The sequence below is a fragment of the Bradyrhizobium sp. BR 10261 genome, assembly GCF_019455395.1.
Taxonomy (GTDB): Bacteria; Pseudomonadota; Alphaproteobacteria; order Rhizobiales; family Xanthobacteraceae; genus Bradyrhizobium; species Bradyrhizobium manausense.
Map to the genome: position 1 here is coordinate 1 of NZ_JACOFQ010000034.1, position 17823 is coordinate 17823.

Sequence of the window (17823 nt, forward strand, 5' to 3'; positions counted from 1 at the left end):
CGCTGATCGGGCACCACATCGTCGCGTTTCCTTACGTGACGGAGCTGCACCTATTTGTAAAACAGGGCTGACCGCAATACTCGGCCGTCGGTCGTATCCCATTCACTTGCTGCGGTGCATGACCCGATGCTGCCTACCTCGAAGTTCGTCCAAGTGTCGGCTGTCGAGTGTAGACCAGAAGCGCCTTGCGGGGAGCTAGACCGCCGATTTTGACCCTTAGCCGACTTGCGCGCCTTCATTCAGCGCGCCGCTCTTGCCTTCATCAAAACGAATAGGTGGGAGCCCGCGGCGACCACCGAGAAAATGACTATTCCTAATTCAACACGGTGCACACGCTGCGGCACATATGTCGAGGTCAGCCAAATAAAAAGCCGAACGGCCGCCATGAAGACATTCATTCCCCACATCGCCAACCTTCGCTGCCGTATCCAAGGCCGAAGATATGTCGGCTCTCAGGGGTCGACCGGACCTAACTTGAACCGGGCCAAACCGTCGCGATTGATCCCGAAGCAGACGAAGGGTTGGGAAGGTTCGCGACAGCCGAACCGTCGTGGTGGGCCCGAGATTGACCGGAGCGCAATGACGTTCGTGGTGAGCTCCTATCCAGTGTTTCTGACCGCCTCAGCCAAAATGGCGTAAAGCTGCTGCCTGTTGAATTCCTTTGGCGGCTGGCTCTCTGCTGTACTCGACGACACCTTCCGCGCGACGGGACGGGCGCAGGCTGCGGACGACGGCGTCAGCTTCGGGGCCGGCCTTATCTGGGGCCGAGCTGTGGGCGGCTTGTGGCCCCGCTTGAGGCCCAGACGGTTCAGCATACCGCAGACCGCGTTACGGCTGCAGCCGAGGTGTCGCGCAATCTGCGCCGCGCTCAGTCCTGCGGACCAGAGCCTTTTGAGAAGCGCTATGTCTTTCGCATCCCAGCCCATGGTAGATATTATAACGCTGACTGCCAGACACTGGCTAGTCTAGTCTTCGTCCGGCTCGCGCACGACTGCCGGTTCGTCAGCATCATCTTGCTCATCCTCGTCTACGTCTTCGTCCTCCTCGTCCTCGTCGGGATTCCTGGGTGGCATCACGCTGCGAGTCAGCATGAGTGGTGTCCGGCCGATCGCTGCAGTGGAAAATACTTCGCAGGTGTGTTGCTTCATGTCCGTGTGCTCCTTGAAAACATATGCGCAGTCGCAAAGTCTTTGCCGGCAAACGCAGGTGCCAGGGCGCGATCGCCGCAAACGCGATGCGGGTTAGGTTGACTGCATCATCAGCGGGCGGCAGGCCATGCAGCAGGCAGCGTTTTCGGCTACTTGATGCCTGAGGACCCATTAGGCTCTATGTTTACCAAAACCTCGCCGGCAGCGATTTCAGGAACCCCAAGATCGAGGTCATGGAGACTGGCTTGAACAAATGCCAGTATCTTGGCGTTCGCCGCGTCGGCGCTTTCGCGGTCGTCAAAAATCATCACGGCGATACCGACACCGTCGCCCGCATCCAGCACATGGTAAGATCTGAATCCCTGCGATTGCCTTAGGATCTCGCCAACGCCGCTCCTAGCGCGACGAGCGGCGTCCGCCACCGAACGAACCTTGCTGTACTTGCGAATGACCATGTACATGGGGCCACCACGCGCCATACGCACCCTCGCACCAAAGCATTCAATCTTAGTCGGACTAGTGCCAACTTCCGGGATGGGCCGCGGCCTCCGATCGGCGGATCGCAACGCGCCCTTTTCCAACAGGAGCCATCCTCGCCCTAGAAGGGGCGAGGCGCTGAGGCTCAGGAGCCCTCGAACTTGAACGATACGTTGAGCTTGGCGCGATAGGCCTCGACTTTCCCCTTGTCATCCAGTTGCATATCGAGCTTGACCACCTCTGCAATGCGAAGATCCCGGAGAGATCGAGCAGCTTGCTCGACCGCATTAGCGGCGGCCTTCTCCCATGAGTCGGTGCTGGTACCGACCAGTTCTATGACCTTGTAGACGCTGTCGGGCATATTCGTCCTCCTAATCGGTAGGAGCAGGAAGTCTAGCACCAGGATCTCGACGCTGATACGTCTCGGGAATGCCGCGGAAAAGGTCCGACTGGCTGTCATTTTCCTGTTCGGCCCGATGGTTTCGGGATCAGGACCTCGCACCCATTGAACAGGTATTTAGTTGGGGTGTCCCGCTCTACTACTCGGAACTCGGCCACTTGCACCACAACCGAGCGATGCCGAACGATCGCCCGTCATCACAGTGACCAAGATAAGCGGAGTTCGTTGCACCTTGACCCATAGAAAGTCGGCCCGGAGAAATTGGTACGCCACCGCATCCAATTCCAGGATCCATCGATACCTGACATCAGAGCTGACAATCCGACTGATGCCTGCGCAACGATTGTAGCCGCCATCACCTTGGAGCGCGGAGCCAAGACTGCGATCTGATCGGGAGGCGGACATGCCGTTGAGCATAAGCGTTGGTGTGGGCGTCAGCTCCTCAACATTCGCCCCTCCTATCAAGGCAACTGGTGTGCCGTGATCGGGAAGCCCGCAAGTTCAAGCGTTGGAAGCTCCGCAGCCGACGCTCTGGCTATACTGAGGAGAGCTGCAATAGCTCCGCTCGAAAATAGCTTCTTCATAGAAATCTCCTACGCAAAGAAATATTCGCAGCAGGACGTGTTTGTTCTAGTTGGATTCTCCGGCGTCCCCTGTGAGCCAGTTCGCATGTCGCATCGAATTCTGATGCACGTTATCAGCGAAGCATGGCCAACTGCCGCACGTGGTGCTTAGTCGGATACCGCCAAACGGAAGCGGTCTTCGCTTACTCGTGAAGTGCAGTAGCGCTGACCTGTTAAATTCGTAATGCGATTGAACTATGGGATATCCGTCGGGACCTATAAGTGAACGGGCTAACACAACGACTCGGCGCTCACGTGTAAGGTAATCTTGGAATTTGCAGTACCCCAAACTCGGAGGGGAAATCCCAAACACTCACAGAATCAAATTCAAGGGGTGTTCCTATGGATTATTTTAGTGAGGATTCCGCCCATGTTACCAAGCCGTTTTCACTGGACGAACCTGCTGCCAGAACTCACGAAGACAGGATCACTCACAGGCGCTGGGCGAGAGCAGTCCTAGCCTTGTATGCGGTCTTGTTCTTCGCTGGCGCTGTCGCGATTGGTCTCCACCAGAGCATGATTATGTCGGGCGGCATGGAACAACACGCTAACTTGCGCGACGAAAATCGATCAGCTCACTAACTGTCATTTCACCACATACACCATCGCCTCATCTCAGCACGTCCATCGAGTGCAAACGGGAAGGACTTAGGTCATGGCAACCACAGCATATACTCACGCGCCGTCAGCCCAGCTAACAAGGGATTACGACGGACGGATTATCGCCGGCTACTGCGTCCTGGGGATTATCGCCCTAGCTGCGCTATATTTTGCGGCAGCTGGTCCGGGAAGTGGCGGGGCTGCTCTTGCTCTCATGGTGGCTATGCCTTGATTTGACGACGAACAATGCGAGGGCTCTTAATACTCTTTGTCGTTTTCGCGCTGATGTTGGCGGCGCGTGGCCAGCATCAAACTGATTTCTTGCCGCGCGCGGCGGCGCCTATGCCGCCAGTCAACGTGCCCTAGCTTCGACCCCATGTCGCCTCCTTGAAGTGGCTGAAAGCGCGGCTTCCCTGCCGGCGAACCCCCGGTAACCGGCGACTTAGTTGGTGCGACCATGACGAAGGCGAGATACTTCGAGATCGGGGTGGACTGCCTCGAAGTCATCGCGGTGTTGCTTGCGCTCCTTTTGGCAGTGTACGTCTCCATCTGGGCCGGCCTTTTCCTGCTCGGGGTGCTCCTCCTGGGATTGGTCTCGCTGATTTGCAACTATGATGCCTGGGTCGTGCGACGTCTATCGACGCTGGAAAACCCGCTGATCTTGCCGCTATGCAAAACTGGATTCGTTGGCAGGCACCGGCGAATGCTGAGGCTACTCCCGTCAGAGCCGCGATGTAGGTTCTGCATGGTGCCCTTCGGTGGCCTGGGCAAAGTGTTCGGCATCAGGCCGTCGCCGCCCAACCCAAACTACTGCCGGAGCTGCTTCGAAGCCTTGCCGACAACAACTCACGAGCTGGAAGTCGGAGTGCTTTTCGCCGACCTACGTGGGTTCACCTCGTGGTCCGAGACCCACAGCTCGAGCGCAGCAGCTGACTTGGTGAGCCGCTTCTACGCGAGAGCTAATCGGGTGCTCACCTCCGATGACGCCTTGGTCGACTTCATAGGTGACCAAGTCATGGCTATCTACCTCGTCGATATGCCCTCGCTCGGCGCGCGAACGGCGGACATCATGGTCGCAGCGACGAGACGGCTGATCCAGGCCGAGGGGAAGGTCACGGACTTGCTGCCGGTTGGTGTCGGGATTCATATGGGCAAGGCGCAAGTCGGCTCCCTGGCCACAGGAGGATCGAAGAATTTTACAGCTATCGGGGACGTGGTGAACACGGCTGCACGCCTGCAGAGTGCGGCCAAAGCTAATGAGATTCTAATTTCCGAGACGGTTTACGATGCCCTTTCTGAGAAGAAGCAGCAGGCAGACCGCACAACTTTGGGACTGAAAGGAAAGGCCGAGCTACTGACAGCCTTTATCTTGCGGTAGCCGCCACTTGGCCGGATCAATCCGCCGTGTCGGCTGCGGCATTGCCATGGCTCTTGGCTGCAAACCAGAATCTTAAGTTGCACAGAGCATTGCCTTAAACAAGCCAGCGTGATCGTCGATCGCGGCAAAGTTGATGGAGCCACGTTCAAAATGAACCTTTGGCTCTAATTCCAAACGACAATCGTGAATGGGTCCACCAGAAGTGCCCGGCCGTTGGTCAAAACGGCGAATGTTTCCGTCAGAGCAGTGGTTGACGTCCAAGGTCAGATCATAAAGTCGCTACGTCAGAAGATACAGTTATCCCGCTTCGACTTGTCGAACACAGGGATATGTGCGCGATGGCCTTCTCCTCGACCGGCCAGTTCAGCATCGGAGCAGCCCCATAAGCGATATCTCTCTGTCTACCCGCTGAGCGCCCCTCCGAGTCGTTGACGCTTCCCTGCGGCCTGGATGTCTGAGGCGCGTTGCATCTCGGTTTTATCTAGCCGGCGGTCACACCGGCCTCCTGCAGGCCCGCAACATAACGATCCAAGAAACGCGGGTCCTTGCAGAAGAAGAGTTGCTGCTTTGCGGTATCGGTGCTGTAGCCCGGCTTGCTCTGAAGCAACCCGGCAGCAGCCTCCCGTGCCTGTGCCGTCTCTCCCAAGAGACCCAAGGACGCCGCCAGCGTAGCGAATGCCTGATAATTCACATTCCTCTGCCGGACTGCTCGGCGGGCGAACTCTGCCGCGATGTCGTACTCTCCCAAGGAGAAATGCGTCAAGGAGCGAACGTGGTGGAAACTCCAGAGATCACTGTCCCGAGGGCTGAGGATTGTTGCTCGATCGAGCAGGACTTCTGCCTCGATCTCACGGCCATGCCAGAGCAAGTTGAAGCCTTGAGCAAAATGCGCTTGCGCGAAGCTCGGGTTGAGCTCCAAAGCCAAATCGATTGCCGCGAGCGCTTCATCGTTCTGATGCGTAAGGCATAGGGCTCGCCCGAGCACGCAATGGCAGAAGCAATCCAGATCGTCGAGCGCGACGGAAGCGCGCGCTTGATGAAGGGCCTTCTTCAATCGTGGCAACCGATCGCTGGGATTGTCCAGGAACGCCCGCTGAACGTTTACATAGGCCAATGCACCGTGAGCGCGTGCGAAGTTCCGATCGGCTTCTATTGCACGTTGAAAGTAGGTCTCGGCCTCGTCAAAGCCCGGAGTGGTGAACCGCCATAGATTCCACAACCCGCGCTGATAGCAATCCCATGCATCCAGGCTGCTCGGCGCCTTGCGGGTAGCCAACTTCTGCTCAACCCTCGACAATTCGGGCTCGATCGTTGCGGAAATCTGGGTAGCCATTTCTTCCTGAATCTCGAAAATGGATGCCAGCTGGAGGTCGTAGGTCTCGGACCACAACTGCAGGCCATCGGAGGTTCGAACCAGTTCCGTGGCAATCCTGACGGCGTCGCGCGACCTCCGAACGCTGCCCAACACCAGGTATTTGACCGACAATTGCTGCCCCGCCTCGCGGGGATCGATCTGCCTGTTTTTGAATGCCACCGTCGAGTGACGTGAAATGACTGAAAGCCAGCGGTTGCGCGCCAGCAGTCGAATGATGTCTTCCACCAGTCCGTAACTGAAGTAATCGTTCTCAGGATCGCCCGAGATGTTTTCGAACGGCATCACGGCGATCGAGGCTCGCAGAGCGGCGTCCGCTCGGATAGACTCCGAAACGACATCGCCCAGTGCGCCGACTTCAGCAGAAGCCGAGATCTCGGCTGGAACGCTGGACGTCGGGACGGCAACAGGAGCAAGCGGAATCTCCTGATTTGCTATTTCCTGCACATCCCCAACGAAACGAAAGCCGCGCTTATGCAGCGTCTTTATGAAGATCTGGTCGTTTCCAGTATCGCCCAACGCCCGGCGCGCGCCGTTAATGCGGCTACTGAGTGCTGCCTCCGAAATAACGCGACCGTTCCAGATTTCATCTATGAGCTCATCCTTGCTCACAATCCGATCCCGGTTGCGCACCAGGTGGACGATCAAGTCAAACACTTGAGGTTCGATGTGCACGGACTCACCCGCGCGCCGGACCTCCTGCCGGCCGGGGTCAATCTCAAACTGCGAGAAGCGGTATCTCACCGTCACCTTGATTGCGCCTCTTGGTAGGACGGATCGGGAAACTGACGGCCGACAAAATGAATAGTGACGAGAGCAAGCAGCCGTCCGCCAAAGCTGAAACAGCGTGCAGCTGCGCAGGCCTTCCCGCAGTCTACAGATTGGCCTTTGGGCCTTCAACCGGCATGAGCGACCCTTTTCCGCGGGATCGGACGCCCGTGAAGGCCTCCGGGTGCTGACGAGCACCTGCGTCGCTTTCGCGCATGCCCATCAATTCGCCGCGACGTATCGCGGCACAGCCAAGCAGAATATTGGCTGTAGCCCGGCTTTTTGTCCGGCTCACCAGCCCCGGACACCCGGATTACCCGGAATTTGGGCCCTATCCTGAGCCAGAGGTCGCCTTCGAAGCAGCGGCCGCCGATCGCGGCCTGGGAGCGAGAGCGGCACACAGTGCTGCCAGATCAGAAAAACAAGGTTCTCTGAAGGTTCTCTCAATCTGGGTTGAAAGGCACCAAGTCTCAGTTGGGCCATACTCCAGTCCATGAGGCGAAGAGATTTCATGGCACTGCTTGCTGGAGCACTTGCGTGCCCGTTAGCCGCTCGGGCGCAAGAGGCTGCGCGCAAGCGCCGCATTCTGTGGCTCTCAACGGCCTCCAGTCCGGATCCGTTCCTGGATGGATTTATCGAAGGACTGCGGGCGCAAGGGTATGTCGAAGGCAAGAACGTGATCGTGCAATCCCGCTATTCTCCCGGCGACCCGCAGGGTCTTCGGGCGATCGCATCCGAACTGAAGGCCGGCGACGTCGACCTCATCGTCTCGAGCGGACCTGCTACGCGCGCGATGATTGCCGTCAGGGACATTCCCGTGCTGTTTGCGCAGAGCGGCGATCCGGTGGCACTCGGCATCGTCAAGAGCCTGTCTCAGCCCGGCACCAATTTTACCGGCACCACGTTCCTGTCGCTGGCGCTTGCCGGCAAGCGCGTCGAACTGCTTAAGGATATCTTTCCGAAATTGCGTCGGCTCGCGGTGCTCTCAAACCGCGATCATCCAGGCGAGCCGTCCGAATGGAAGGCGACCCAGCAGGCTGCCTCGGCTTTGGGTATCGACGCGCTCTACATTCCATTTTTAGGTCCAGGGGAATTCGAAGCGGCGCTGAAGTCGGTGGCCGAGACTCCAGCAGATGCGCTGCTGGTCTTTCCAGAGCCGGTCACCATGGTCAACCGGGCGACCATTGCGCGATTCGCCGCGAAGCAGCGGCTGCCATCGATGTTCGGCTGGAGCGAATACTGTGAGGCCGGAGGACTGCTCAGCTACGGTGCCAATCAGCGAGCGACCTATTTCCTGCTCGCCAAATACGCCGATCGAATTCTGCGCGGCGAGCGGCCAGCCGATTTACCCGTCGTGCAGCCCGAAAAGTTCGAACTCGTCGTTAATCTGAAGACGGCAAGGCTGTTCGGCGAGGACCTGGATCTGTCGTCCATCCTCTTCCGTGCGAGCAGAGTGCTGGAATGAGCCTTTCAGAGCACAAGGCACTCCGTTCCCCGCCGCGCCGCGCCTACATGTGGTGGCTGGGGCTCCGCCGATCGCTCGGCTTCAAATATCTTGTGACGTTGTTCACAGCCGTCGTGTTGCCGCTGACCATGGGTGCAGCAGGCGAAGCATGGTTCGGCTACCGCGAGCAGAGCCGGCATACCAGCGACGTTCTTCAGCTTCAGTCGAGCTCCGCCGCTGAACGGATCGATGCCTTCGCGGATGAGATCAGCGATCAACTCGGCTGGGCGGTGCAGTTCCCATGGAGTGATGGCAGTGAAGGCACACACAAGATGGATGCACTTCGGCTGCTGCAACAAGTGCCTGCGATCCTCTCCCTGGTCCTGGTCGACCAGAACGGGATCGAGCGCGTCTCCGTGTCCAGGACACGGCTGAACGTGGTCGGTCGTGGTAGCGATATGTCGAACGATGCCGCCGTCCTCGGCGCGCATGCAAACAGGGTCTGGTACGGTCCCGTTCGGTACGAGCAGGACTCCGAGCCATATATGCGGATTGCAGTGGCGCGAGAACTCGCCGCAAGCGGTGTCGCTGTGGCAGACATCAATCTGAAGCTGATCTGGGAAGTCATTGCCGCCATTCGGATCGGGAAGACGGGCTATGCTATTGTCGTTGATGATGCAGGCCGGCTGATTGCTCATCCCGAGATCAGCCTGGTTCTGCGCGGCACGGCAGGTTCGGAGGATTATCAACGGCTGAAGCAGACACTCAGTGGGAGTGGCGCTGCCACGGTGACAACGGTTGTCGCCGGCAAGGCCAGCATTGCCGCGGCAACCCCGGTTTCCAAGCTGGGCTGGACTGTCATCGCCCTGCAGCCCACCGGAGAGGCCTATGCAGCCCTCCGTGCGGGGCTGTGGCGCTCACTCGTTCTAATCGGCATCGGCACACTTATTGCCGTCGCGTTGTCCTATGTGCTCGCGATGCGCATGGCGAGCCCCATTCGCGAGTTGGAGGACGGAGCAAGGCGAATCGGGAGAGGACAGTTTGATCATCGCATCACTCTTTCCAGCGGTGATGAACTGGAGAAACTCGCCGCGCGCTTCAACCAAATGGCCGGTGAACTCGCGGCCTCGAAGCAGAAATCCGAACGCATCAACCTCCTGAAGCGCTTCCTCGCACCCCAGGTCGCCGAACTCATCGAAACGCCCGAAGGACTGCTCGAAGGGAAGCAGCGTGAGGTGGTCGTGGTTTTCGCCGATTTGCGCGGCTTCACGGCGTTTTCGTCGCGCGCCGATCCCGAGGCCATTATCGCCACGTTGCGGGAATATTATGAAGCCGTGGGCGTCGTGATCACCGCGCATGAGGCAACGCTCATCCAGCTTGCTGGCGACGGAGTCATGATCCTGCTGAACGCGCCGCTTGCCTGCACCGATCCTGCCCGCAAGGCGGTGCAGCTTGCCGTGGACTTGCAGGCTGCGGTCCAGCTTCTTGCAAGAGGTTGGTCCGCAAAGGGATACGCCATGGGGTTCGGCGTGGGTATCGCGATGGGACCGGCCACTGTTGGAACGATCGGCTACGAAGGCCGGCTCGACTACACCGCGGTCGGGAGCACCGTCAACCTGGCCTCACGGCTTTGCGATCTGGCCCGCGACGAACAAATCCTTGTGGATTTCATCGTGGCAGAGCGCGTCGCTGGCAGCATATCGATGGATTTCCTGGGGGAGCGAGCCATCAAGGGATTCAACGGCTCTACCAGGATCTTCGCCGTGACGGCTGGCTTGCAGGGCCCGGCAGCCATGGGAGCATCCGGAAGAGAGGCCGCGGAGAGTGCCTTGCTACCGCTCTAACTTGCAATGGGAAAAGCAGGACATGCGAGGTGAACACCCCGCGGGTGTTGCTGTCGATCAAGGCCTGGAGCGCTAACGAGATGTCGCTCGCAGGCCCTGGACCTTTAGCCCGGGCTCCGATCTATTTAATCGCATCGTCATAGGTAGCAATCCAGTCGAGCTTCCCGTCCAACACCCCATTGATTTTCGGTCGCTTACCTTGACCTAAGGCTGCCAGCTATTCTTAGAGCGTTTTAGATACGGCTTGCCGTGTCGGCTCCATTAGGCAACACTCGCCCTGTTTCAGAGTAGTTGTTTTTGAGGCAATTCATGCCTGAGATATTGGAAGTGCTGCTGTGGTGTGCCGCGCTTGCGACGTGGCTGTTGCTTCTCTTCGCCTTCTTGAGCGAGGCCCTGAAACCGCTCTCAAAGAGCGTCCGCCGAGTGATCGAGGAAGCTTTCAGACCCAACTTGAAATGATGTCGGCTACGATGAGCTTAGCCGTGTCGCGGTCTTATCTTTGGAGGCAAAATGGCTGAACTCATCGAGGTTGGCGCAATGCAGTTACGATTTTTGCGTACCAAGTATGATACGAGCGGGGCGCTTGATATGTTTGAGGTGGTGATCCCGCCAAACTCCCGTATGCCGGTCCCGCACCATCATCGTAACTGGGAAGAAACAATCTACGGCCTTGAGGGCGTCGTCAGTTGGACGGTCGCCGGCAAGCGCATCGAGATCAAGCCGGGAGATGATCTTTTCATCCCGCGCGGTGTTGTCCATGGATTCCTCAACGAGACGCAGGCGATTGCGAAAATGCTTTGCGTTCTCACGCCAGGCGTTCTCGGGCCGGAATTCTTCCGGGAAATGGCCGTTGCCCTCGGCGGCCCTGCGCCTCCTGATCCTGCCCGGATGGGCGAGATCATGAAACGTCATGGCCTAATACCTGCGCCATCTTAATGAAGGGGCATTCTGCATTCGCGCTCTGCTCGCGAACCGCGTTACTTCTGGATGTCGGCCCGTGGCTGACCTTAGCCCAAGGCGCCGTGAGGTCTGCTTCCTGATGGTAATCCGAACAAGGCCATGCAAGGTGGCCAAGGCAGCCTTTGACCCCGAGCTGACCTCGCTCATCGGTGACAATTCCGAACGCCGCTGCGCGGTTGAGGGAACGATTTCGGATTCAGGACCTCGGAAGAGATCGAGTCAGGGAACCTTGCCACGGCAGGCCCATGCGACGTTTGCAAAGGATCGCGGCCCATCGGGCCGGCCGGCCTCGTAGGCATCGCGCACGGCGGCATCGGTGCGCGCTCGCTCCGCAGCGTCGAGCGCTGCCACATACTTGCCGAGCGGCCCTTCGCCAGCGGCAATCGGAGCCCAATAGTCGGCAAAGTCTTGGTAGTCCATGCGGATCATCAGCTCCATTTCCGCAATGTCCACGAGACCCTGTTCGGCAAATGTCCGTCTCAGTTCGCCTGGCTGCATCATCGGTTGAAAGCAATAGCGACGGCGCAGCTCGCGTCCGCTTTCTCCGAGTGCCGCCACCGTGTCGACCATCATGCGCATGCCGGGCATGCCGCCGAGATGATCCCACACCGTTGCCGCGACCACGCCGCCCGGCCGAACGACGCGGCGCATCTCGGCCACTGCCTTGCCGGCTTCGGGAACGAAGTGGAGCACGAGAAGCGCCAAAGCACGGTCGAACGCGCCCCGCTCGAAGGGCAGGGCGCAGGCATCTGCCTGTCGGACCTTTATCCGCGGGTTCGTGTTGCGCCGGATCACCTCCTCGACAAAGACTGGTGAATAGTCGACCGCGTCAATCTCGGCGAGGTCGGCGGCTTTGACGAGCGCGAAGGTCAAGCTCCCGCTGCCGCAGCCGAGGTCGAGAATCCTTTCGCCGTCGGCAACCCCTGTGAAGTCGATGAATAGCGGCGCGAGTCGTCGGCTCCAGCGGCCCATGAGTTGCTCATAGCCCGCAGCGCTGTGGACGTTGAATTCCGAGGTCATCGAAGTCTCCGTGCGCTCGCCAAATTCTTGGACCTCGACGGGGTGGTTACCAAGCCGCTAAAGCATCGCATTGCAATCGTGGCGAGCACGCCGTGCGGCTGCTCTATGACGCGTATGAGAAGATCTGCCACGGCGGGCTCCATTTGACGGCTACCATGCCTCCTCGAGGCCGAGATGCTCGAACACCTCGCGACGAAGCTTAACGAAATGCGGATCGCCCCGGTGGCGAGGATAGGGCTGGCTGTTGACGACTTCGGCCTTGATCCGTGCAGGTCGGTCGCTCAGCACGATGACGCGGCCGGCGAGCAGGAGCGCCTCCTCGACATCGTGCGTGACCAACAGCGCTGTGAAGCTCGAGCGCTGCCAAAGTGATACAAGTTCCGTCTGCATCGCGATGCGAGTGAGCGAGTCGAGCTGGCCCAAAGGTTCGTCGAGTATGAGCAGCGTCGGGTCGTTGACAAGCGCACGTGCCAGAGCCGCGCGCTGTGCCATGCCGCCGGAAAGCTGGTGCGGGTAGGCATTGGCGAAGCCCGTGAGCCCCACCAGGCGCAAGGCGTCTTCGATACGTTCGCGATGGGTGCGCAGCAAGCCGCGGGCTTCCAGACCGAGCGCAACATTGCTCCATACTGTCCGCCATGGATAAAGCGTGGGGTCTTGAAAAACGACGACGCGCGACGGATCGGGTGCCTCGATCTCCCTTCCCTCCGTTAGCAGGGCGCCGGCTGTTGGAGTGTCGAGCCCCGCGACCAGGCGGAGCAAGGTCGATTTTCCGCATCCACTCGGTCCAAGGATAGCGACAAATTCGCCGCGGCCGACCTGCAGGCTGATGCGATCCAACACCGGTAGGGGCTGCCCTTCGAAATTGAAGCGATGGCTCACTTCGCGGAGTGTTAGCGTCGATCCACGGACCGAGTGATCGCCTGCCATCGCCGCTACCATCGCACCAGACCTTTCTGCCAGGATAGCAGGCGATCCCGGAGGCGGAACAACAGTGTGATCAGCCCTGAGCACAAGAACGCCATGAGCAGCAGCGCGGCGTACATATTGGCATAAGCCGCCCAACCCTGCGCCCATTGCAGATACCAGCCGAGCCCGGCCTTCACGCCCAGCATCTCGGCTACGACAAGAACCGCAAACGAGTTGCCGAGCCCCATGAACAGGCCAACAAAAACATGCGGCATTGCCGCCGGAATGGCAACCTTGAGCACGAGGAAGCGCTGGGTTGCTCCCAATGTCCGCGCAATATCGTAATAGGCACTCTTCACGCAGGCAACACCTGACCAGGTGAGCACGGTGACCGGAAACCCGGTGGCGAGCGCGATCAGGAAAATGCTGGCGCTGAAGCTCGACGGGAAAACGAAAAACGCAAGTGGCAGCCAAGCTGTCGCGGGCAGCGGCCCGATGAACCGCAAAACTGGGTGGATCCAATAACCGGCGAGCCGCGACCAGCCGATCGCGACGCCGGTTACGAACCCCACCGCCGCACCGAGAAAATAACCGGTCGCGAGCAGACGCGCCGAGGCGAAGATGCCTTCAGCCAGCCGCCCCCAATCATCGATGACGACTTCGACAATGGCCTGCGGCGGCGGAAAAAATGGCAACGGCAGCAATCCAAGCTTTGCTGTGACGGCCTCCCAAGCTGCCAAAAACAGCCCGAGCGCGAACAGCCACGGAGCAAGCCGCTGGAGACGCTGAAAAGCAACAAATCGAACGCCGGCAAAGGCCGCCAAGGCAAAGGCAAGAGCCCATGCGCCGCAGGCAGTGGCGAAGCCGCCCGTATAGACCCAATCGCTCTCGGGCTTATCTGGCCAGAATGCAGTGAGCGCGGCGACTAAAGACCATGCCACCGCAACAGACAGCCCGCCAATCAACGACCGAGTGGTCGAACTTTCAAAAAAGCCGAAACCCGATTTCTCTGATGGCCTCGGCACTTCATCGACGACCGAGCTCACTGCGGATCTTCCCAATTGGCTCAGCTTAGAACGTCAAGATAAATCCGGTCCGCGAACTTGGCCGGGTCAGTGCTTCGCTTGATGACGTTCACTGCCCTGAGTTCATCGGTATAGAGTAGAAGTTGCTTCTTGAGCTCCGCCCCGACGGGATGCCTGTGGTGAGTATGGCTACGATACATCGTGGCGAGATCCTCTACGGACCCTCTCCCGCCATAGCCCGAATAGATTGCCGCGGCATCGGCGGGATCGCTGGCAATTCGATCTGCCGCTTCCAGTATCGATCGTGTCAGAGCGGCCGCCACCGCCATTTCGCCTCGGGTGAGGCTGCCCCGTATCGCGAGAACGCAGCAGGTGCGGTCGGCGAATTCACCCGTTAGGTTCGTCGCGATCTCGTTAAGTTTGCCTTCCTTGAGCCAGAGGTAGGGCAGCGGATCTATCTCGGCTAGCGCCTGCACTTCGCCCTTATCGACGGCAAGCGCGAGCAGATTGGCTGGGTACTGGCGCCACTCTACTTCTTGGGCCGGATCGATGCCCTTCTTGGCGAGGTAGATCGAAAAGAAGTTCTTCGCGGGGCTCGCTTGATCGCTAATCGCGATAGCCTTGCCCCGCAGGGATTCCAGGCTGTCAATATTCGCAGCCTTGGAGCCGAGGAGCCGGATGCAGCCGCCGTGCACACCCGCGGTGATCCGAACGTCAAAACCTTGCTCGAGCGGTTTGAGCCAGCGCAGGGCCAACCCCAAACCGGCATCCGCCTTGCCAGTTGCAATCGCCTCCAACAACTGGTCGGTCGAACCGCCGAAATTGACGAAATCGACATCGAGGTTGTGCTTGGCGAAGATACCCCGTTCTTTTGCGACTGGCGCAGCGACAGTGCATGCCGCGTTCGCGTTCCAGGCGAGTTTCAGTTGACGGGGTGGACCCTGCAGCTCTTCACTGTTCGCTGCGGTGCGGCAAATGAGGGCCTCGCCAGGAACATAAGACAGCGATCCAGTCCCAGAAGCCGTCAGCGCGCGAGCCGCTCCGAACATCCCAAACGGCGCCGCGGCGCCGAGAGTGCAAACCATCGTCAGCACCGAGCGGCGGGACAAGGTGCCCCGCTTCGCTTCAGTCAGATCTTTCGTTAAGCTGTTGCCAATTTCGCGCTTTTCCATTTGTCGCTCCCAAACTCGCGTGTGAATGGAATAGAACCGGGCGGCGCTTTGCGGGGCTTTAGCTCACCTCTCCGCGGGCATCATCCGAGCCCGTCTGCTACACAGGTGTGAAGACGTTCACATTAGCGCAAAAAATTGGAAGGCGATAGCGGCGAGGGCGACTAAGGCTCTTGTCAATCGTGTTGACCTACTGACGGCAGCCCTGTCGCATTTAATCGCGATCGGCGGGGGTAGATGATCGAAATTTCGATCGTGCGCACGCACCAGCATGGAGCCAGCGTTGCGTGGATTCAGCGACGCGATCTAACTTCTAACGCCAGGTCGGCATGATCTGGGATATTCGGCTGGTCGCAGCAGAAGGAAAACTACTGGTTAGGCTTTGCACTTTTGATCCATTTCGGCTTCCCGCTTCACTTGCTTTCGCGGGAATGTCAATTGAGCTGGGGCATCCTTACAAGGAGGTCGCATGATTACCGCCGTTGTACGATACAAACTGCCGTCGCAGATCGACCACGCCACGTGTCGCGAGCATTTTCATAAGATCGCACCCAACTTCCGCGAGGTGGCGGGACTGATCAGTAAGCACTTCATCTGGTCCGAAAGCGGCTGGGCGGGCGGCGTGTACCAGTGGGAGCGCATTGAGGATGCCAAGGCGTTCTACACCGGGCCGTGGCTCGACGGCATCATCCAGCGCTACGGCATGAAGCCGCAGATCGATTTATACGAGGTTTTTGCGGTGACAGACAACACGAGCGGCAAGGTTGAGCTGTTCAAGGAGACCGTTGCCTCCAAATGACGCCTGAGCAGATCTCGCTGATCTGCTGTGCGAGAGGTGGCGGTCGGTCGCACAGGCGAATGCCGGCGCTCGCTTCCGCTTGTGGGGGGAGCTCTTGACGCAATCCAGCGCGCCGCAGGCTGCACCGCGACGCGCAGTGTCGCCTAGGCGAGGCTCATAAAGTCGCGGACGTCAGCTTTCGACGACCATCGAGCACAATGTGGCCGTGCGGTGCGGCGATAGTCGGAGCCTTGGTTACTATCGAGTGGCTACGGCAAGCATGCGCATAAGCTTTCCGTGGATCGTGGGTTGGCGACAATGTGCAGGTTGCCGTAGTGCATATCCTTCATGCCGCGCTCCCCTCTAGGAACAGCATATCGTCAGTTCTAGGATATTCGAAAAATCAAACGCTCGCCCTTCCAGGACCACCCTCATAGGAGGTTCGACGGCGTGTTGGCCGGTTTGGCACGTTCTGAAGCAAAGTCGTGGAGCGTTGCACATTTGCAACCCGCACAGCCGTTTGGGGGAGTAAGCTGGTCGATCAGAATGACCGAAATATATTTCGTTTTAGTTCGACAGTCTCAGCGGGGGCGAAAAGTGTTTGATGTCTATCGCAGCGGGAAGCGTGACTTGCTCGTTCTAAGCACAGGGTCCGCGATACCCGGGGCTTACTCTGCAAATAAGTGGCGCAAGAGCAGAAAAAGAATTCTCAAAGTAAGCGATGAGATTCGGTCAAGCGTTCAGCGACAAGGCTATTACGTTCGTTGCTTGCAGGTGGGGAAGAAGGCTTCGATTTAGTTCAAACGCATCGGGTCGGATCTGCCGATTTGTAGAGCTGTACTGGGTCCGACGGAACCGGTCATCCCGCGGCTATGACTTCCGGCCGGCCGCGCCGAGCGGACATTGTCAGCGTCCGTTGGAGGGTCTCAAATAGACCATCAGCGGAGGCCCTCAACCCTCGTTACTCGGTATGTGAACGAATCCCTCGGACCAACCAATGCGGTCGAAGGGGTGATAGTCTACTGAAAGCCGAGCGGGTAGTCAGCAAAGCCCTGCATCTTCTTCAAAACGCCTACTGCAGCCTCTGCGCTCTCTTTGGTGGAAAAGATGCCGATGAATTTTGTGTGTTCGTCTCCGTTCTCCTCCTCATAGCTATGAAACACCGCAAATGCTCCTGCTACCATCCAGTCTAGCTGTTCAATTGTGTGCTCATCCATAAGCCGTGCTCGCCGCGGATCGCGCTGGTCGATTTCGATGATCCATTCGTCCGTGGGGCCTAGCCATAGCCAAGTGCCGATTACTGGGGGGTGCCAATCGGCACATGCTCTTGCATCCAAGGCGCGAGTGCAAAGGAGGAGGCGAGACGGTGGGCAAGATTATTTTTTCAGAATAAGCCCCATTGCGCGCGCCATTCGCCTCACGGATCCGGCGTGCCGACCCAGCGCAATCGCTATCTCCGACACGACACGACGACGCGCCAGCCACGCAAGCCGTTTCCGCTCAGCCTCAGTCCATTCCTTTGGCTTCGACGATCTCATTTCGAAATGATCGAATGAGCTCGACGCGTGCGATATTGGGAAATTTACGGGTGGCGGCGAGCGACTAAAGCACTCCGTAGCGCCCCGGGACGGGGATGGATGGAAATCAGCTCGGGCGAGCGTCAATGGGGTCTCTGGTTGTTCTCAGCCAGCCGGACCCTCTCTCTCAGCCTCTCTAGGTCCTCCATTGCTTTAAGCAATCTCACCAGATCGGAGACCATGTGTGCCAGAGTGGGCTTGCGCGGCTTTGGGACTCGAGATTTCTGTTTCATCGCGAAACGGCTCCCTTCCAGGACCGACGGAGATCGGCTGGCTCCGCAAAGAGCATGCCAGCGGGAGTGCAACCGGGGAGTCACGCCAGAGAGCGCAGGGG

Annotated in this window: 17 protein-coding genes; 7 read left to right on the plus strand and 10 right to left on the minus strand. The window is 58.9% G+C overall.

The genetic code is table 11. The features are described from left to right. Nucleotides 1-599: 599 nt before the first annotated feature. From HYH07_RS30155 to HYH07_RS30170, 4 genes are all read right to left on the minus strand, one after another. The gene (locus tag HYH07_RS30155) at nt 600-926 is read right to left on the minus strand and encodes a GcrA family cell cycle regulator (protein WP_220005879.1); all 327 of its coding nucleotides are present in this window, start codon (nt 924-926) and stop codon (nt 600-602) included. 39 nt (nt 927-965) lie between these two features. Continuing rightward, on the minus strand, nt 966-1148 hold the full coding sequence (locus HYH07_RS30160) for a hypothetical protein (RefSeq protein ID WP_220005880.1): 183 nt from the start codon (nt 1146-1148) through the stop codon (nt 966-968). Nucleotides 1149-1297: 149 nt separating this feature from the next. Continuing rightward, complete coding sequence (locus tag HYH07_RS30165; protein WP_220005881.1) at nt 1298-1609, minus strand: hypothetical protein; 312 nt, start codon at nt 1607-1609, stop codon at nt 1298-1300. 161 nt (nt 1610-1770) lie between these two features. Further along, a complete protein-coding gene (locus HYH07_RS30170) occupies nt 1771-1986 on the minus strand; it encodes a dodecin family protein (protein ID WP_057756602.1) in 216 nt (71 codons plus the stop codon). 1719 nt (nt 1987-3705) lie between these two features. Here HYH07_RS30170 and HYH07_RS30175 point away from each other — a divergent pair. Beyond that, nucleotides 3706-4626, plus strand: coding sequence for an adenylate/guanylate cyclase domain-containing protein (locus HYH07_RS30175; RefSeq protein ID WP_220005882.1), 921 nt, complete (start codon nt 3706-3708; stop codon nt 4624-4626). A 481-nt stretch (nt 4627-5107) separates the two neighbouring features. Here HYH07_RS30175 and HYH07_RS30180 read toward each other — a convergent pair whose 3' ends face one another. Continuing rightward, nucleotides 5108-6748: a winged helix-turn-helix domain-containing protein gene (locus HYH07_RS30180; RefSeq protein ID WP_220005883.1), complete on the minus strand. Its 1641-nt coding sequence runs from the start codon at nt 6746-6748 to the stop codon at nt 5108-5110. A 529-nt stretch (nt 6749-7277) separates the two neighbouring features. On the opposite strand from HYH07_RS30180, the gene HYH07_RS30185 reads away from it, so the two are divergent. The 4 genes from HYH07_RS30185 (at nt 7278) to HYH07_RS30200 (ending at nt 10990) form a co-directional block, all read left to right on the plus strand. After that, a complete protein-coding gene (locus HYH07_RS30185; RefSeq protein ID WP_228749845.1) occupies nt 7278-8231 on the plus strand; it encodes an ABC transporter substrate-binding protein in 954 nt (317 codons plus the stop codon). Then, entirely contained in the window at nt 8228-10054 is a 1827-nt protein-coding gene (locus HYH07_RS30190; protein WP_228749846.1) for an adenylate/guanylate cyclase domain-containing protein, read from the plus strand. Before HYH07_RS30185 ends, HYH07_RS30190 begins: the two co-directional genes overlap by 4 nt. Nucleotides 10055-10363: 309 nt before the next feature. Continuing rightward, entirely contained in the window at nt 10364-10513 is a 150-nt protein-coding gene (locus HYH07_RS30195) for a hypothetical protein (protein ID WP_220005885.1), read from the plus strand. A 51-nt stretch (nt 10514-10564) separates the two neighbouring features. Further along, nucleotides 10565-10990: a cupin domain-containing protein gene (locus HYH07_RS30200; RefSeq protein ID WP_220005886.1), complete on the plus strand. Its 426-nt coding sequence runs from the start codon at nt 10565-10567 to the stop codon at nt 10988-10990. A 243-nt stretch (nt 10991-11233) separates the two neighbouring features. On the opposite strand, the gene HYH07_RS30205 is transcribed toward HYH07_RS30200, so the two are convergent. The 4 genes from HYH07_RS30205 to HYH07_RS30220 all read right to left on the minus strand — a co-directional run bounded on the left by HYH07_RS30205 (nt 11234) and on the right by HYH07_RS30220 (nt 15137). Next, nucleotides 11234-12034, minus strand: coding sequence for a class I SAM-dependent methyltransferase (locus tag HYH07_RS30205; protein ID WP_220005887.1), 801 nt, complete (start codon nt 12032-12034; stop codon nt 11234-11236). Between the two features lie 150 nt (nt 12035-12184). Next, nucleotides 12185-12973: an ABC transporter ATP-binding protein gene (locus HYH07_RS30210; RefSeq protein ID WP_220005888.1), complete on the minus strand. Its 789-nt coding sequence runs from the start codon at nt 12971-12973 to the stop codon at nt 12185-12187. Then, nucleotides 12967-13905, minus strand: coding sequence for an ABC transporter permease subunit (locus tag HYH07_RS30215; RefSeq protein ID WP_228749852.1), 939 nt, complete (start codon nt 13903-13905; stop codon nt 12967-12969). The genes HYH07_RS30210 and HYH07_RS30215 overlap by 7 nt, the downstream gene beginning before the upstream one ends. Nucleotides 13906-14006: 101 nt before the next feature. Beyond that, nucleotides 14007-15137, minus strand: coding sequence for an ABC transporter substrate-binding protein (locus tag HYH07_RS30220; protein ID WP_409363922.1), 1131 nt, complete (start codon nt 15135-15137; stop codon nt 14007-14009). A gap of 466 nt (nt 15138-15603) precedes the next feature. On the opposite strand from HYH07_RS30220, the gene HYH07_RS30225 reads away from it, so the two are divergent. Both HYH07_RS30225 and HYH07_RS36445 read left to right on the plus strand, forming a co-directional pair. Further along, nucleotides 15604-15933, plus strand: coding sequence for a hypothetical protein (locus tag HYH07_RS30225; RefSeq protein ID WP_220005889.1), 330 nt, complete (start codon nt 15604-15606; stop codon nt 15931-15933). Nucleotides 15934-16509: 576 nt separating this feature from the next. Further along, entirely contained in the window at nt 16510-16710 is a 201-nt protein-coding gene (locus HYH07_RS36445) for a hypothetical protein (RefSeq protein ID WP_312016704.1), read from the plus strand. Between the two features lie 221 nt (nt 16711-16931). Here the strand turns inward: HYH07_RS36445 and HYH07_RS30230 are convergent, their stop codons facing one another. Then, nucleotides 16932-17129, minus strand: a complete 198-nt coding sequence (locus HYH07_RS30230) for a hypothetical protein (RefSeq protein WP_220005890.1) — start codon at nt 17127-17129, stop codon at nt 16932-16934. Nucleotides 17130-17823: the final 694 nt, after the last annotated feature.

Excerpts from the sequence above, each read along its gene's own strand:
- HYH07_RS30155 (WP_220005879.1), bottom strand. The coding sequence starts at position 926 with ATGGGCTGGGATGCGAAAGACATAGCGCTTCTCAAAAGGCTCTGGTCC.
- HYH07_RS30160 (WP_220005880.1), bottom strand. The coding sequence starts at position 1,148 with ATGAAGCAACACACCTGCGAAGTATTTTCCACTGCAGCGATCGGCCGG.
- HYH07_RS30165 (WP_220005881.1), bottom strand. The coding sequence starts at position 1,609 with ATGTACATGGTCATTCGCAAGTACAGCAAGGTTCGTTCGGTGGCGGAC.
- HYH07_RS30170 (WP_057756602.1), bottom strand. The coding sequence starts at position 1,986 with ATGCCCGACAGCGTCTACAAGGTCATAGAACTGGTCGGTACCAGCACC.
- HYH07_RS30175 (WP_220005882.1), top strand. The coding sequence starts at position 3,706 with ATGACGAAGGCGAGATACTTCGAGATCGGGGTGGACTGCCTCGAAGTC.
- HYH07_RS30185 (WP_228749845.1), top strand. The coding sequence starts at position 7,278 with ATGGCACTGCTTGCTGGAGCACTTGCGTGCCCGTTAGCCGCTCGGGCG.
- HYH07_RS30190 (WP_228749846.1), top strand. The coding sequence starts at position 8,228 with ATGAGCCTTTCAGAGCACAAGGCACTCCGTTCCCCGCCGCGCCGCGCC.
- HYH07_RS30195 (WP_220005885.1), top strand. The coding sequence starts at position 10,364 with ATGCCTGAGATATTGGAAGTGCTGCTGTGGTGTGCCGCGCTTGCGACG.
- HYH07_RS30200 (WP_220005886.1), top strand. The coding sequence starts at position 10,565 with ATGGCTGAACTCATCGAGGTTGGCGCAATGCAGTTACGATTTTTGCGT.
- HYH07_RS30205 (WP_220005887.1), bottom strand. The coding sequence starts at position 12,034 with ATGACCTCGGAATTCAACGTCCACAGCGCTGCGGGCTATGAGCAACTC.
- HYH07_RS30210 (WP_220005888.1), bottom strand. The coding sequence starts at position 12,973 with ATGGTAGCGGCGATGGCAGGCGATCACTCGGTCCGTGGATCGACGCTA.
- HYH07_RS30220 (WP_409363922.1), bottom strand. The coding sequence starts at position 15,137 with ATGGAAAAGCGCGAAATTGGCAACAGCTTAACGAAAGATCTGACTGAA.
- HYH07_RS30225 (WP_220005889.1), top strand. The coding sequence starts at position 15,604 with ATGATTACCGCCGTTGTACGATACAAACTGCCGTCGCAGATCGACCAC.
- HYH07_RS30230 (WP_220005890.1), bottom strand. The coding sequence starts at position 17,129 with ATGGATGAGCACACAATTGAACAGCTAGACTGGATGGTAGCAGGAGCA.